This is a genomic window from Streptomyces sp. MGP-BFMKR1, assembly GCF_057766585.1.
The window spans coordinates 5,297,616-5,313,692 of sequence record NZ_CM173408.1; the positions used below are offsets into that span (position 1 = coordinate 5,297,616).

Sequence of the window (16,077 nt, forward strand, 5' to 3'; positions counted from 1 at the left end):
ACCCGGAAGGAGGGTGGTGCGGTGCGGGGGGCCTCGCTCTGCATCGTGGTGGATATGCCACATCCGGCGCAACCGTTTCGACCGGATGCGGTCGGCCCCAGGCGTCCCCGGGACCGACCGTTGGTGTGGCGACCGGGCTGCTGTCCCCTGCCGTCCGGTCGCCTGACCGAAGCGAGGTCCCACGACGTGCTCCGCTTGCGTCACCACGGGGAGCGCGTCTCATCGCTTCGGGTATCCGTCCTGCCGCTGCTGGGCGCCCGATGAACAGGTACGGAAGCCACGCGTGGAATGGGGCCGCTCCTGGCTGGCGCGGACACGTGGCCCAACGACAGGCCGCGCGAGCCGGTCACGCGCCGTACGGGTGACGGCTCGACGTGCCGGGCGACTAAACGATTCCGCACACGCCGCAAATCGCCCGCCGAATGCCCTTCCCGACACTCGGCCCGCCCCACCGCGCCCCCGCCGGCGCTCCGGCGTACGACCGGGACCCGAGCGCGCCGTACCGGCCCGCCGGGGCATTGGCGTACGCCCCCACCCCCGCCCGGCCGCCCCGTCCGCGCCCCGCTCCGTACGCCTCGTACGCCGCGCCCGGGCGCGCCCGCCCGCGCCAGCCGCCCGCCGTCCGGGTACGCCGGTCAGCCCGACCCCGGCCGGCCGGGTCGGGTTGGGTGGGTCGGGCTGACCGGGTGGGTAGGACGAGTCGGGTTGGGCGGGTCGGGCTGACCGGGTGGGTTGGACGAGTCGGGTTGGGCGGGTCGGGCTGACCGGGTGGGTTGGGTGGGTCAGGCCGCGGGTTGCCCCGGCCGTCGGGGGCCGGTCCTCGGGGCCGGGCGTCGACGGCTCCGGCCGTGGTCCGCTCAGGCGCGGCCCCGGCACAGTTCGAGGAGGGTCATGGCCAGGGCCGTGCCGGGCTTGCCGAGCTGGTCGCGGTAGTGGTTCAGGATCTCCAGCTCGCGGGCGAGGTTCACGCGGCGCCCGCCCGACGCGATCCGCTCGCGCTGGATCGCGGCCGAGACGGCGGCGCGCTCCTGGACGAGGCCGATGATCCGGCCGTCGAGGTCGTCGATGCGCTGCCGGGCGTCGTGGATGGCGCCCGCCGCGGCCTCCGTACGGGCCCCGGTGGCCTCGGCGTCCGATGGCCGGGCGGGTCGCGGGGCGGCGGGCCGAGCGGTGGAGGTCGCCGCGGGCCGGGGCGTGCCGGTGGTGGCGGGATCGGTCGTGGCGGCCGGGCGGGTCGGGCGGGCCGGATCGGCGGGCGGGGTGGCCGAGGGGGCGAGGGGGGCGGGGGTCGCGGTGTTGGCGGTGTTCATGGGTCTCTCCTGGTCCGGGGGTTCACCGGCCCCCGGGTCGACCACAGACCCGGCACAACGCAGGACGCCCCGGGCCTTGGCTGGCCCGGGGCGCCTGGGAAGTCGCTTAAGTGATCAAGCAGCACGACCATGGCAGCCGGACGGGCCGGTGCCATAGGTAAAGACGAAGGTCATGTGCGTGGACATGGAGCAGAGTATGGGCCCGTTAGGATAGAAAGTCCAACCCCCCGTACCACCGCCGGAAGGCCGCCCCAGTGCCATCAGCGACTCCCTCCGCCACCGAAGCGCACGAGCCGGACCCCGTCCTCGTCGTCGACTTCGGCGCGCAGTACGCACAGCTCATCGCCCGTCGCGTGCGCGAGGCGCGGGTGTACAGCGAGATCGTGCCGTCCACCATGCCGGTGGCCGAGATGCTCGCCAAGAACCCGCGGGCGATAATCCTCTCCGGCGGCCCCTCGTCGGTGTACGAGGAGGGCGCACCGCGCGTCGACCGCGCCCTGTTCGAAGCCGGGGTCCCCGTCTTCGGCATGTGCTACGGGTTCCAGTTGATGGCCGAGTCGCTGGGCGGCACCGTCGACGACAACGGTGCCAGGGAGTACGGGCGGACGCCGCTGGCGGTCGCCAAGTCCGGCTCCACGCTCTTCGAGGGCACCCCGGACCAGCAGACCGTGTGGATGTCGCACGGTGACGCGTGCTCCGCCGCGCCCGAGGGCTTCACCGTCACCGCCTCCACCGACGTGGTCCCGGTCGCCGCCTTCGAGAACGACGAGCAGAAGCTCTACGGCGTGCAGTACCACCCCGAGGTCATGCACACCACGCACGGCCAGCAGGTCCTGGAGCACTTCCTGTACCGCGGCGCCGGCATCGAGCCCACCTGGACCACGAGCAACGTGGTCGAGGAGGCCGTCGCGGCCATCCGTCAGCAGGTCGGCAGCAAGCGCGCGATCTGCGGGCTCTCCGGCGGCGTGGACTCGGCCGTGGCCGCGGCCCTGGTGCAGAAGGCCATCGGCTCGCAGCTCACCTGCGTCTACGTGGACCACGGCCTGATGCGCAAGGGCGAGTCCGAGCAGGTCGAGAAGGACTTCGTGGCCGCCACCGGCGTGCAGCTCAAGGTGGTCGACGCAGAGGAGCGGTTCCTGACCGCGCTGGCCGGCGTGTCCGACCCGGAGCAGAAGCGCAAGATCATCGGCCGGGAGTTCATCCGGGTCTTCGAGCAGGCCCAGGCCGAACTGGTCGCCGAGGCGGGCGAGGCCGGCGAGGACGTCGCCTTCCTCGTACAGGGCACCCTCTACCCCGACGTCGTCGAGTCCGGCGGCGGCACCGGCACCGCCAACATCAAGTCGCACCACAACGTCGGCGGCCTCCCCGAGGACATCGAGTTCGAGCTGGTGGAGCCGCTGCGCAAGCTGTTCAAGGACGAGGTCCGGATGGTCGGCCAGGAGCTGGGCCTGCCCGAGGAGATCGTCCAGCGGCAGCCCTTCCCGGGCCCGGGGCTCGGCATCCGCATCGTCGGCGAGGTCACCAAGGAGCGGCTCGACCTGCTCCGCGAGGCCGACGCCATCGCCCGCGAGGAGCTGACCGCGGCCGGCCTCGACCGCGACATCTGGCAGTGCCCGGTGGTGCTGCTCGCCGACGTTCGCTCGGTCGGCGTGCAGGGCGACGGCCGCACCTACGGCCACCCGATCGTGCTGCGCCCGGTCTCCTCCGAGGACGCGATGACGGCCGACTGGTCGCGCCTCCCGTACGACGTGCTCTCGCGCATCTCCACCCGCATCACCAACGAGGTCGACGAGGTCAACCGGGTGGTCCTGGACGTCACCAGCAAGCCCCCCGGCACCATCGAGTGGGAGTGACCCCTCCCGCCTCACCGTGCCCCGCGTAACGGCCGCGCCGCCCCCGATCCCCCGGGGGCGGCGCGGCCGTTCGTGGTGGTGGGCGGGTCGTGGTGGTGTGTGGGGCGGGCCGGTCGGGTCGGGCTGGCGCGTGGGGCGGGACGGTCGTTCGTGGTGGTGGGCGGGGTGGGTCGGTCGGGTCGGGCTGGTGCGCGGGCCGGTCGGCGGGGCTGGGGTGGGCCGGCCGCGAGCGGTTGACTTGAATAATGGTTCAACTTTTACGGTGATCTCGTTGTCGGGAGGCCGCACCGCTCCGCGGATGCGTACATCAGCGCAAGTCACCACGCGTTCCCGAACCCGCTGTCGCGGGGCGACCGCCTTCGCGGCGGTCCGTGCGAGGTGGCCCCGACCGTGAGGAGAGGGACCGTGCTCAAGACGTACTCGGACGAGGAACTGCTGAAGCAGCCGGTCGGCTACTGGACCGGCGTCGCCCAGGAACTGGTCGTTGGCAGCATCAACGACACCCTGAGCACCATGGGTATCCGGCAGCCGCAGTGGTGGGTGCTCAACCTGATCAACCGCTCCGACGACGGGCTGACGCGCGCGGAGCTGCCCGCGGGGCTGCGGCACCACGTGGACTCGTCCGTCACGGACTCGGTCGCCGACGACCTCACCGGGCGCGGCTGGCTCGCCGAGGGGCGGGACCAGCGGCTGCGGCTGACGGAGGAGGGGTCCGCCGCGCTCGCCACGCTGTGGGAACGCGTGCCGCAGACGCTGGCCCGGATTCGCGCCGGCTTCTCGGACGCCGAATACGTCCAGCTCATCAACCTGCTGCGGCGGGTCGTGGACAACCTCGACGGCCACAGCGACCTTGACTGACCAGCGCCGGCCCTGACCTGGCCCTGACCTGGCCCTGACCTGGCCCGGCCTGTCCGGGGCTGGCCTGTATTGACCGGTGCTGACCGGGGGCTGATCCGGGCTGACCGCCGGTCGCTTGAGTGGGGCCGGCAGGTCCGGGCGGGTGCGGCTGCGAACCGGCCGCGGCCGGTGTGCCGGAGGGGGCTCCAGCACAGGCGCGCGGCCGGCCCCGCGGGGACACTGGGGGCCCGGCGACCGAGAGGCGAGGCCATGACCCAGGGACGGTGGACGGCGGGCGGCGGCGCGACCGGCGGTCCGCCCGGCGGGCGACAGCGCGGCTGGCGCTCCGCGCTCGCCCCGTACGCCCTGCTGCCGCTGCGCGTCTTCCTGGGCGTGACCTTCGTCTACGCCGGCCTCGACAAGCTGACCGACGCGTCGTTCCTGTCCGACAGCGGGCCGGACTCGATCGGCGAGACGATGCGCTTCGCGCGCCCGTCGGCGGCCTTCCCCGACCTGGTCGACCTGGCACTGAAGGCGCCCACCGGCTTCGGTTACGCCATCGCCTGCGGCGAACTCGCGGTCGGCCTCGGCACGCTGTTCGGCCTGCTGGCCCGGCTGGCGGCGCTCGGTGGGGTGCTGATCTCGCTGAGTCTGTGGCTGACGGTGAGCTGGTCGACGGAGCCGTACTACTACGGCAATGACCTGGCCTATCTGATGGCCTGGCTGCCGCTCGTCCTGGCGGGCGCCCCGTACCTGTCCGTGGACGCCGCGCTCGCCCGCAACCACTGGCGTCGTGGGGCTGGACGTTGGCGTCGCGGTGGCGGTGGCGGTGGCGGTGGCGGTCTCGGTCGCGGGCGTCGCGGTGGCCGCGTCTTCGGCTGAGCGACGCGTCCGGGGGGCGCCGCTCGTCCTGACCTTCCGGGCGAGCTTCGTCCGCCGCCCTTCCGAGCGTGGGCCGCTTGCGGTCCTCCGGGCGTGGCCCCGGTCGCGGTCCCGGCCGTGCCCCGGTGGCCGGCTCGTGCGCTGGTGGGTTGCTGTCGCCGCGTCCCGCCGCTGTCTCTGCCGCTGAGGCGTGTCGCTGGTACGTGCTGCCAGGCGTCGGCCGTTACGCGCCCCGGCGGGCTGGGGGCCGTCGCGCCTTCGGCCGGTCCCGCTCCGGGCCCCGGCCGAGGCCCTACCACGGCCCGCCAGAACGCACCACGCGGACCCGGCAGCGGCGGAGCTTCGCCGCGCGGGCGCCGCGATCCGCTCGTACCATCGCGGGCCCCTCGTGGCGCGGCGCGATGGGGCGGGCGGCGTGGTGGCCGGCACCGGTACGGCGGGGCCGGCCCGGGACGGGCCGGGGCGCTGGTGGGCCGGGCCGACGGCGCATCGGAGCGGTGGCCGGCCGCCCGTGACCGGCCTCGCGCGCACTCGTGCGCTCCGGGGCGCACAAGCGCGGCCAGCGGGGCACGAACGGCCTAAGCGCGGCTGGCGTTAATCAGCCCGTATGGGTGGGATCGTCCAGGTGACCGGCGCAAGCGCCCGTGTCACTGGCCGCCGCACCCCGTGCGGCTACGCACGATGCCGCGCATGAGACCCATCTCCGAGCGCCTAGCCGCGCTCCGATCACGCGCCGGCGCCGCCGGCGTCGCATGTGCCGTGGTCGCCACGGCCGTGCCTATCCTGACGTTCGGCCTGAGCGCACCGCCAGCGGCGGCGGCGCCCCTGCCGGGCGGCCTCGGCCCGTGTGTGCCGGGGTCATGCCCCGACCCGTTCCCGCCGGTCAACAACGACGCCTTCCACGGCCGGGACGACGCGATCAACATCTTCGTCGGCGACGACTTCCTGGTGCGCGGCCGGGCGGCCGAGGCCGAGGGCCGCGTGGTCGTGCTCGACAACTTCGACCAGAACAAGGACGCCGTCACCGGCGGCCTCTACAACCTCGGCATCGTCGGGGTCGGCTCGCGCGTCCCGCCGCCGGACGGCTCGGACTTCCTGAGCACCGGTGGCGACGTGACCATCGCGCCCGGGCAGGTCCTGGACACGACCGGCGGCGTCGTCGGCGAGCAGGGCATCGTCCGGCACGCCGGGACGCTCACCGGCACCGTCCGGGGCACGACCATCCAGGACAGTGACGCGGTCGCGCCGTACACCGCCCTGCGGGACGAGCTCACGGCGGCCAGCCGCTGCTACGCGCGGGTGGACGGCGCGCCGCGACCCGCCACGGGCACCGCGGTCAACCAGGGCTACCAGACGCTGTTCACCGGCGACGGCACCTCCTCGCTCCAGGTGTTCAACGTGGACTTCGACATGGTGGGGGCGGGCGGTGGCGCGCAGGGCATCGCCTTCGCGGGCATCCCGGCCGACGCCACGATCCTCGTCAACATCGTCGGCGCGGACCGCACCATCAACACCTACAGCGGTGGCATCACCGACGACGACCCGCTGAACGCCTACCGCGAGCGGTTGCTGTGGAACTTCCCCGACGCCACGTCGGTGGACCTGGTCGGCAGCGGCCAGTTCCAGGGCAGCGTCCTGGTGGGCGAGCAGACGTCGACGACCACGGTGACGCTCCCCGGCGTCAACGGCCGCATGTTCACCACCGGCTCGCTGACCCACACGAGCTCGGCGACCGGTGGCGGCGGCCAGGAGTTCCACGCGTACCCGTTCAACGGTGACCTGCCGGACTGCGGTACCGGCCCCGGCCCGACGACCGGTGAGGTCAGCGTCCTGAAGACGGACGCGGCGTCGGGTGACGCGTTGGCGGGTGCGGAGTTCACGTTGTGGCGTGAGACGAACGGTACCGAGGGGTTGCAGACCACGGGCGATGACCCGGACACCCGGGTTTCCACGTGTACGACTCCTGCCAGTGGTGTGTGCGCGGACATCACCAGTCTCGGTACGTACTACTGGGAGGAGACGGCGGCTCCGGATGGTTACGAGCTGCCTGCCGATCCGGTGTTTGGTCCGTTGACGTTGACGGAGGAGAACGCTGATACGGGTGTGCGGGTTGTGGCGGAGAACACGGATTCGCCTGAGCCGCCGGTGACCGGTGATGTGAGCGTGCTCAAGACGGACGCGGGCTCGGGTGACCCGTTGGCGGGTGCTGAGTTCGTGCTGTGGCGCGAGAGCAACGGCGTGGCTGGGCTCCAGACCACCGGCGATGACCCGGACACCCGGGTTTCGGAATGCACGACCCCGGCCAGCGGCGAATGCACCGACACCGCCGAACTCGGCACCTACTACTGGGAAGAGACCGCGGCACCTCCGGGGTACGACCTGCCCACCCCGAACATCTTCGGCCCGCTCACGCTGACCGAGGAGAACGCCGCCGAAGGCGTACGCGTCGAGGCGGCGAACAGCTCCACCCCGGTGCCGCCGACGACCGGTGAGGTCAGCGTCCTGAAGACGGACGCGGCGTCGGGTGACGCGTTGGCGGGTGCGGAGTTCACGTTGTGGCGTGAGACGAACGGCACCGAGGGGTTGCAGACCACGGGTGACGACCCGGACACCCGGGTTTCCACGTGTACGACTCCTGCCAGTGGTGTGTGCGCGGACACCACCAGTCTCGGTACGTACTACTGGGAGGAGACGGCGGCTCCGGATGGTTACGAGCTGCCCGCTGATCCGGTGTTTGGTCCGGTGACGTTGACGGAGGAGAACGCTGATACGGGTGTGCGGGTTGTGGCGGAGAACACGGATTCGCCTGAGCCGCCGGTGACCGGTGACGTGAGCGTGCTCAAGACGGATGCGGGCTCGGGTGACCCGTTGGCGGGTGCTGAGTTCGTGCTGTGGCGCGAGAGCAACGGCGTGGCTGGGCTCCAGACCACCGGCGCCGACCCGGACACCCGGGTTTCGGCGTGTACCACTCCGGCCAGCGGCGAATGCACCGAGACGACCGGCCTTGGCACGTACTACTGGGAGGAGACGGCCGCTCCCGACGGGTACGACCTGCCCGACCCGAACGTCTTCGGTCCGCTGACGCTGACCGAGGAGAACGCCGGCGCCGGCGTACGCGTCGAGGCGTCGAACACCGCGACGACCGTGCCGCCCGGCACCGGTGAGGTCAGCGTGTTGAAGACGGACGCGGCGACGGGTGACCCGTTGACGGGTGCCGAGTTCACGCTGTGGCGCGAGAGCAATGGCACGCCCGGGCTCCAGACCACGGGCGCCGACCCGGACACCCGGGTCTCCACCTGCACCACCCCCGCCAGCGGCGTCTGCGCCGACACGAGCGAACTCGGTACGTACTACTGGGAGGAGACCGCTGCTCCCGACGGGTACGACCTGCCCGACCCGAACGTCTTCGGTCCGCTCACGCTGACCGAGGACAACGCCGACACCGGCGTGCGGATCGAGGCGGCGAACAGTTCCTCGTCCGAACCGGAGCCGACCACCGGTGAGGTGAGCGTGCTCAAGACCGACGCCGAGACCGGTGACCCGCTCGCCGGCGCCGGGTTCACGCTGTGGCGGGAGAGCAACGGCACCGAGGGGTTGCAGACCACGGGCGCCGACCCGGACACCCGGGTCTCCACCTGCACCACCCCCGCTAGCGGCGTCTGCGCCGACACGACGGGCCTCGGTACGTACTACTGGGAGGAGACCGACGCTCCCGACGGGTACGAGCTGCCCGACCCGAACGTGTTCGGTCCGCTGACGCTGACCGAGGAGAACGCCGAGGCCGGCGTGCGGGTCGAGGCGGCGAACACCGCTTCGACCGTGCCCCCCGGTACCGGTGAGGTCAGCGTGCTGAAGGCGGACTCGGACTCGGGCGACCCGCTCGCCGGCGCCGAGTTCGTGCTGTGGCGGGAGAGCAACGGCACGCCCGGGCTCCAGACCACGGGCGCCGACCCGGACACCCGGGTCTCGGCGTGCACGACGCCTGCCAGCGGCGTGTGTGCCGACACGAGCGAACTCGGTACGTACTACTGGGAGGAGACGGCCGCACCCGACGGGTACGACCTGCCCGACCCGAACGTCTTCGGACCGCTGACGCTGACCGAGGACAACGCCGACACCGGGGTCCGCATCGAGGCGGCGAACCACCGCTCGTCCGAGCCGGAGCCCACCACCGGCGAGGTGAGCGTGCTCAAGACCGACGCCGAGACCGGCGACGCGCTGGCGGGTGCGGAGTTCACGCTGTGGCGGGAGAGCAACGGCACCGAGGGCTTGCAGACCACGGGCGGCGACCCGGACACCAGGGTCTCCACCTGCACCACCCCGGCCAGCGGTGTGTGCGCCGACGCCACCAGCCTCGGTACGTACTACTGGGTCGAGAACGAGGCCCCCGACGGCTACGAGCTGCCGGACGACACCACCTTCGGTCCGCTCACGCTGACCGAGGAGAACGCCGAGGCCGGCGTACGGGTCGAAGCGAAGAACACGCGCAAGGCCACGCCTCCCGGCAAGGGCTCGATCAAGCTGCTGAAGAAGGACGCCAAGCACGGGCAGCCGCTCGCTGGCGCCGTCTTCGAACTGTGGCGGGAGACCAACGGCGTCGCGGGCTTGCAGACCAGGGGCGACAACCCCGACACCCGTCAGGACCGGGGCTGCTCGACCGACGAGGCCGGCGTGTGCACCTTCGACGGCCTTCCGGTCGGGGAGTACTACCTCCGCGAGACGGCCGTCCCCGAGGGGTACGAACTGCCGGACAACCCCGTCTCCGGCCCGTACGAGGTGACGAAGGAGAACAGCTCCGAGGGCGTCACCGTGGAACTGGCCAACAAGCGCGGCGAGCCGTGCAAGGGCAAGGACTGCAAGCCCCAGCCGCCGTGCGAGTGCTGCGACCACTGCAAGTGCTGTGACCACGGCCGCGACGGCGAGCACGGCCGCGACTGCCGCCACGGCGAGCACGGCAACCACGGTGACCACGGCAAGAACTGCCACCACCACAACAACGGTCACCACCACGACAAGAACGGCCACCACGGCAAGAACGGCCAGCACGACAAGAACGGCCAGCACGGCGAGGACGGCCGCCGCAACGGCGACAACAACCACGGTCACGACCACCACAGCACCCCCAACAAGAACAAGAAGCACGACAAGAACCACAAGAACGGCGACCACCACAAGGCCGACGAGCACCGCAAGGCCGACGAGCACCGCAAGGCCGACGAGCACCGCAAGGGCGGCGAGCACGGCAAGGGCGGCGAGCACCAGCCGCACGCCGACTCGCGCTCCTGACGCTCACCGGTTCGGCCGTCCATGACTGGGCGGCCGAACCGGCCCGGTGGTGCACTGACAGGGCCCCGGAACGTTCTCCCAGGAGGTTGTGACGTGCGCCCTGTCCGTCTTCCCCGTGCCGTGGCCGCTGTCGCGGCCACGGCACTTCTCGGTGCGGCGACGGCACTGGCCGGCGCCGCACCCGCCTCCGCTGTCTCAGCCTCAGCCGGCGCCGCGTGCACCGCCCCCACCGGGCCCTACCAGCGCCCGCTGGAGAAGCATCTGGGTCGGCCCGTCGACGGCCGGCAGTCCGCTGCGGACTGCCGGGCCATCCGCGCCTTCCAGGCCGAGCACGGCACCGCCCGCACGGACGGCTATGCCGACCTCGGCACGTATCGCACGCTGGTCGCGGTGCAGGCCGCGCACCGCCCGAATGCCGCTGGCCACTGCCCGGTTCGCTCCTTCCGAGTCACCTGCGTTGACATGGACCGACAGTTGCTGTGGGTGCAGACCGGCGACCGGCTGGACTTCGGCCCCGTGCCGATCCGCACCGGCCGGGACGCCCAGGAGACCCGGCCCGGCTGGCACGCGATCTACTCCCGCAGCAAGGACCACGTCTCCACCCTCTACGCCAACGCCCCCATGCCGTACGCCCAGTTCTTCGACGGAGGCCAGGCGCTGCACGGCAGGCCCGGCGACCTCTTCGACGGCGGCGGCTCAGCCGGCTGCGTGAACCTGACCGTCAAGGACGCGGCGACGCTCTGGGACCTCCTCCATCTCAAGGACCGCGTCTACGTCTGGGGCACCAAGCCCGGCACCGCCGGCTGACCCGCCCCGGCCCGGCCAGCTCTCGGCCGCCCCCGCGCCGCCCCTCGCGCCGGGCTGCCACGCGTCGACCCGCCACACGCCGGCTCCCCCCGGCCCCGCTCGGGTCGGCCGCTCACCTTCCGCGCGGTGCCCGATTCGCGTCCAGCAGGTGCCTGTTTCGCCTCCTTCGAGTGCCTGCTTCGCTCGGATCGGAGGCCCGCGTCACCCACGCGGGATGACCGCTTCACGGGTGCGCGTGCCGGCGCGGGGGCGGCGGGTGCGGGTGGTAGGCGCGGGGTCTCCCGCCGCTGGGTGTGGGGTGGTTGGGATCGTGTCGGGCCGTCGGCGGCTGGGGCGGGCGTCGGGCGGACCGGGTGCTGGGACGTTGGGCGGCCTGTCAGGTGCCGCCCGCCCGTGGCGCCCTACCCGCCGTCGGAGCCCTGGCCTGAATCCGGGTCCGGGTCCCGGTCCAGGTCCCGGTCCGGGCGTATGTCGGTACGGCTGGTGGTGAGGTCGGGACTGGTGGAGTCTGCGACGGTGGGGCCTGTGCCGGTGGGGCCCGTGTCCGTGGAGCGGGTGTTCGCGGGGCCGGTGACCGGGCGATCCGTGGTTGTGGGGTCCGTATCGTCGGCTCGGAGGGTCGGCTTCGGCTGCGCGGTGCTCGCTGGCCTCGCCGTGCTCACCGCCTCCGCCGTGCTCCCCGTACTGTGCGGGCTGCGTTCCGCCCCGTCCGCCCGGGGCGCGTAGGCAGCGGCGTGTGCCCTGCGGTGCCAGGCCATGGCGAGTTCCTCGGGCGACGGCGGGCTCGCCGCGGCCTCGATGCGCCGGGCGCGGTTACGGCGGCGGCGCATCGCGTGGGTCACCGCTGTGATCAACGCCGCGAGCACCAGCCCGACCCCGAGCGCCGGCAGCAGCGCGAAGGGCGGTGGGTCCCAGGTGCCGGCCGCGTCCAACGCGTACCCGACGCCGACCGCGAGCGCCGCGGCGCCGGCGATGAGTCGGCCTGGTTCGAAGGTGTGCCGTTTCATTGCCGTACCACCGCCACCTGTCCCACGCCCACGTCGAGGTCGAGCACCAGCGTGCCGCGCGTCTTCGCTGCCGGCAGCGGCTTGCCACCGGCCTGCGGCTGGACCGTCACCTCGCGCGAGCGTCGGGGCGCCACGTCCACGTCGTCCCCGCGCTCACCCGGGAGTTGGATGTCGCCGAAGCCCACCGCCACCGTGAGCCGTAGCTTCACGTCGGCGGGCACCGCGACCCGCAACTTGCCCGCGCCGACCGAGGCATGTGTGCCGAGCGTGCGGCCGCGGCCCGGGCGCAGTGTGGTCAGGTCGAGCGTGGCGTACCCGGTGCCCAGCTCGTACCGATCGCGCAGCTCGGCCGGCTCGGTGGCCTGCCAGGTGCGCTCGCGCCAGTCGGCGGTCACCGACTTCGGCAGCGCCGCGGCGCCCGCGAGCAGCGCGGCCGTCAGCACCACGGAGACCATCGTGCCGCCGCTGGTGCGCCCGTACAGACTGCTGACAGCGAGCCCGACGCCGAACACCGCCAGCGCGCACGCCAGCCCTATCTCCAGGCTGGTGCCGAGCGGCTGGGTGCTCCACGTGGTGCTGACGCCGATCACGGCGGCGCACGTGGCCAGCAGGAACGTCCGGCCGCCGATCCCCTCGCCGCGCGGGGCGGGCGGCGGGCTGGCGGAGGAGCCCGTGCGCCGCTCGTACGGGGTGTCGTCGGGGCCCCACAGGTAGGCCGTGACCGCCACGGGGCGGATGGCGCCCGGCAGCCCCGTCGTGCCGTCCTTGACGATCGGGTCGCGCCACCAGGACGGGGAGCCGGGCACGGGCGGTGCCCGCGTCTCGGGTGGGGCGTCGGCGACCGCCTGCGCCGTCGCCGGGTCCACCGGGCCGTCGCCCTCCGCGTGGCGCCGGTGCCGCGACCAGTACCCCGCGCCGACCGCGGCCAGCGAGACCATCATCGCGAAGCCCACGACGCTGCCGTTGTTGAGCATCGAGAGGAACAGGCCGCAGCCGACCAGGGCGGCCAGCACAGCGGTCAGCGCCGGCCCCTCGACGCGGCCGGACAGCAGCCGCCTGCCCTCGTTCTCATCCTCCCCGTAGCTCGGGATGAGCAGCCAGGCGAAGCCGTACGCGACCAGGCCGAGGCCGCCCGCCGCGCCGAGCACGGCGAGCACCACGCGGAAGATGACCGGGTCCAGGTCGCAGTACCGGCCGAGGCCCCCGCACACGCCCGCGATCACCTTGTGCTCACGGCTGCGCCGCAGGGGCTCGCGCGCGGGCGGCCCTGGCTCGGTGGCCGTGGCGCCGCCGGGCGTCGCCGGGGTACCCGCGGCGCCGTCCTCGGCGGTGGGTGCGTCGGTCATGCGTCCATGGTGTCAACCCGGCTCGCCAGATGGCAGCCGCCATGACCCTGGCCGTTCCCTGAGATCCCCCCGACCCACCCCCAAGGGGCGCTCGTGCGCACCGCGCGCCCCCCCGTCGATCGATGGGGACGCGAAGCCGGGAGGCGGCCCGGGCGAGGCGGAGGGCTCGATTCCGCGTTGTTTCCCGCAGCCTGGGGAGCACTCCCAGGGGGCACGACGTGCAACGCAAGGCGGGGATACGGCAAGGAGGCGGCTATCGTGGCCGTTCGAACGGTGCCGGGGGAAGTAGAGGGGTGTGCGGTGTCGGACGAGGGGCGGTTGGTCGCCGAGCGGTACCGGCTGGTGGAGCGGATCGGCCGGGGCGGTATGGGCACCGTGTGGAGAGCCGCCGACGAACTGCTGGGCCGTCAGGTCGCCATCAAGCAGTTGCACATCTCGCCGCACCTGGCCGACGACGAACTGGCCACGCTGTACGAGCGGACGCGGCGCGAGGCGCAGAGCGCCGCGCGCATCGCCCACCCCAACGTGGTCGTGGTGCACGACGTCGTGGACGACCGCGGCGTGCCGTGCATCGTGATGGAGTACGTGCCCTCCACGACCCTCGCCGACGTGCTCAAGCGCAAGGGCCGCATCGAGCCCGAGGAGGCCGCCAGGATCGGCCGCGGCATGATCGCCGCCCTGCGGGCCGCGCACGCGGCGGGCGTGCTGCACCGGGACGTCAAGCCGGGCAACGTCCTCCTGGGCACCGGCGGCAGCCACGGCCCCGGCCACCACACCGACGGTGACCCCGGCGACCGCGCGACCAGCGGCGGGCACCGCGCCGTGGGCCACGGGCCGCTCGGCGACGGCCGGGTGGTGCTCACCGACTTCGGCATAGCCGTCGCCTCCGGCACCTCCACCCTGACCAAGACCGGCGAACTCGTCGGCTCCATCGACTACGTGGCCCCCGAGCGCGTCAAGGGCGGCAAGCCCGGCCCCGCGTCCGACCTGTGGGCGCTGGGCGCGACGCTGTACCAGGCGGTGGAGGGGCGGCCTCCGTTCCGCAAGGACACCGCGTTCGAGACGGCGTACGCGATCGCCGTGGACGAGCTGCCGCCGCTGCGCCACGCCGGCGTCCTCGCCCCGCTCGTGGAGGCTCTACTCGACAAGGACCCGGACGCGCGGCCGTCGGCGGAGACGGTGGAGTGGACGCTACGGGCCGCCGCCGCCGAGGCCGAGACGGAGCTGATGCGGTCATCGCTGCTGCCGGAGCGGGACGCCGCACGCGCCACACCTGACGCGGCAGCAGCGCGTACCGCACCCGACGCCGTGGCACCGGCCGCCCCAGAGGCCACCGCGAACCTCGCGCCGGTCACGGCGCCGACGCGTATCAACGATGGCGTGGTGGCCGCCGGGACGGCTCCGCCCCCCGAGGCCACGCCGGCCGCCACCGGGAACGCGGCCTCCGGGACGACGCCGGGCACCGTCCCACACGCCGCACGCGACACTCCCGACCCGGCCCACCCCCACACGCCCACCCCGGGCGGGCCGCACTCGGACGTCGGTACCGTTCCCACCCGCTTGCGGGCCGACCGTCACCAGACTCACTCACCGCAGCAGCCGAACCAGTCCCAACAGCCACCGCACGCACAGCAACCGCAGCAGTCCAGCCGGTCGCCTCAGTCCCACCAGCCGCATCAGCCGAATCAGTCGCACCAAACTGTTCAGCCGCAGCAGCCCGCGCAATCCCTCCAGCACGCGCCGTCCCCGCAGCAGCCCCACCCCCACGCGCAGAGCCGTTCCACGCCCCTGGGGCACGCGTCCGTGGGGCAGGCGTCGGTGGCGCGCCCCCAGGCAGGTCACGCGTCGGCGGGCCGCTCGTCCTCGCTCACCGCACCCACCTCGATCGGTGTGCCGGACGGGACGGGCGGGGCGGGCGGGCGGCGGCGCGGGCGGGCGACGCTGTGGGGGGCGGTGGCCGTGGGAGTGATCGCGGCCGGCGCCGGCGCCGTGGTCGTCTACCTGGCGTCGAGCGACAAGGACGACGGCGGGGCGCGGCCCAGCGCGCGGCAGAGCGCGTCGCAGCTGCCCGGCAGCGACGGAGCGGGCCCGGCGAAGCCCGGCGCGCCGAAGCCCAAGCCGTCCCCGGTGCCGGCTGGTTACCACCTGGTGCACGAGAAGGACCTGGGCGTCTCGTTCCCGGTTCCGGACGGCTGGACGCGCAAGTCGGGCACCGGCGAGCAGGTCGACTACGTGGACCCCACCGGCAAGGTCGGCATAAAGATCAACGTGCTGGACTTCGCCAGCTCCGACCACCTGGAGCACTTCGAGGACATCGAGGCGCAGTGGCGCGAGCGCGAGCCCACGCTCAAGCGGCTGCGCATGCAGCGCACGACGTTCCGCGGCGACCCCGCCGCCATCTGGGAGTTCTCCTTCCGTGGTAAGGCCAGGGAGTTCCGCGGCATCGACCTCGGCTTCGGCGAGGTGGGCAAGGAGGAGTACGCCATCTACGTGTCGGGGCCGAGCGACCAGTGGTCGGAGTACCGGCCCATCTTCGACGTCATCAAGGACAGCTTCCACACGGCCGACGACGTCAAGAAGGCGGAGGGCGCGGCGGCCGGCACCGGCTCCTGACCATCACCGCCACCGCTACCGCCATCACCGTTCTGCTGGCTGCTGGCTGCTGGCTGGCCGCTGGCCGGCGGTGGGCGGGGCCGTGGCGGTCGGCGGCGGCCTGAGCGGGCCCCTTTCGGGGCAGGTCAGAGGGGGC

Annotated in this window: 9 protein-coding genes; 6 read left to right on the top strand and 3 right to left on the bottom strand. The window is 73.2% G+C overall.

Annotation, left to right across the window (positions count from 1 at the left end; genetic code table 11):
- Nucleotides 1-857 precede the first annotated feature (857 nt).
- A complete protein-coding gene (locus tag AC3CHW_RS20980; RefSeq protein ID WP_488467489.1) occupies nt 858-1,310 on the bottom strand; it encodes a chorismate mutase in 453 nt (150 codons plus the stop codon).
- A 254-nt stretch (nt 1,311-1,564) separates the two neighbouring features.
- On the opposite strand from AC3CHW_RS20980, the gene guaA reads away from it, so the two are divergent.
- From guaA to AC3CHW_RS21005, 5 genes are all read left to right on the top strand, one after another.
- Nucleotides 1,565-3,163: a glutamine-hydrolyzing GMP synthase gene (guaA, locus tag AC3CHW_RS20985; RefSeq protein WP_488467490.1), complete on the top strand. Its 1,599-nt coding sequence runs from the start codon at nt 1,565-1,567 to the stop codon at nt 3,161-3,163.
- Between the two features lie 405 nt (nt 3,164-3,568).
- Complete coding sequence (locus AC3CHW_RS20990; RefSeq protein WP_488467491.1) at nt 3,569-4,021, top strand: MarR family winged helix-turn-helix transcriptional regulator; 453 nt, start codon at nt 3,569-3,571, stop codon at nt 4,019-4,021.
- A 249-nt stretch (nt 4,022-4,270) separates the two neighbouring features.
- Nucleotides 4,271-4,882 (top strand): DoxX family protein, encoded by a 612-nt coding sequence (locus AC3CHW_RS20995; RefSeq protein ID WP_488467492.1) that lies wholly within the window; start codon nt 4,271-4,273, stop codon nt 4,880-4,882.
- A 774-nt stretch (nt 4,883-5,656) separates the two neighbouring features.
- Nucleotides 5,657-10,168: a SpaA isopeptide-forming pilin-related protein gene (locus tag AC3CHW_RS21000; protein ID WP_488467493.1), complete on the top strand. Its 4,512-nt coding sequence runs from the start codon at nt 5,657-5,659 to the stop codon at nt 10,166-10,168.
- A gap of 93 nt (nt 10,169-10,261) precedes the next feature.
- Nucleotides 10,262-10,975, top strand: a complete 714-nt coding sequence (locus AC3CHW_RS21005; protein ID WP_488467494.1) for a L,D-transpeptidase — start codon at nt 10,262-10,264, stop codon at nt 10,973-10,975.
- Between the two features lie 401 nt (nt 10,976-11,376).
- Here AC3CHW_RS21005 and AC3CHW_RS21010 read toward each other — a convergent pair whose 3' ends face one another.
- Complete coding sequence (locus AC3CHW_RS21010) at nt 11,377-11,982, bottom strand: hypothetical protein (RefSeq protein ID WP_488467495.1); 606 nt, start codon at nt 11,980-11,982, stop codon at nt 11,377-11,379.
- Nucleotides 11,979-13,328: a PspC domain-containing protein gene (locus AC3CHW_RS21015; protein ID WP_488467496.1), complete on the bottom strand. Its 1,350-nt coding sequence runs from the start codon at nt 13,326-13,328 to the stop codon at nt 11,979-11,981. Before AC3CHW_RS21015 ends, AC3CHW_RS21010 begins: the two co-directional genes overlap by 4 nt.
- Nucleotides 13,329-13,628: 300 nt before the next feature.
- Between AC3CHW_RS21015 and AC3CHW_RS21020 the strand changes: the two genes are divergently transcribed.
- Nucleotides 13,629-15,941, top strand: a complete 2,313-nt coding sequence (locus AC3CHW_RS21020; RefSeq protein WP_488471121.1) for a serine/threonine-protein kinase — start codon at nt 13,629-13,631, stop codon at nt 15,939-15,941.
- Nucleotides 15,942-16,077 lie beyond the last annotated feature (136 nt).

Bases quoted from the DNA above. Each gene is read 5' to 3' on its own strand.
- AC3CHW_RS21015 (WP_488467496.1), bottom strand. From the start codon at position 13,328: ATGACCGACGCACCCACCGCCGAGGACGGCGCCGCGGGTACCCCGGCG.
- AC3CHW_RS20980 (WP_488467489.1), bottom strand. From the start codon at position 1,310: ATGAACACCGCCAACACCGCGACCCCCGCCCCCCTCGCCCCCTCGGCC.
- AC3CHW_RS20995 (WP_488467492.1), top strand. From the start codon at position 4,271: ATGACCCAGGGACGGTGGACGGCGGGCGGCGGCGCGACCGGCGGTCCG.
- AC3CHW_RS21010 (WP_488467495.1), bottom strand. From the start codon at position 11,982: ATGAAACGGCACACCTTCGAACCAGGCCGACTCATCGCCGGCGCCGCG.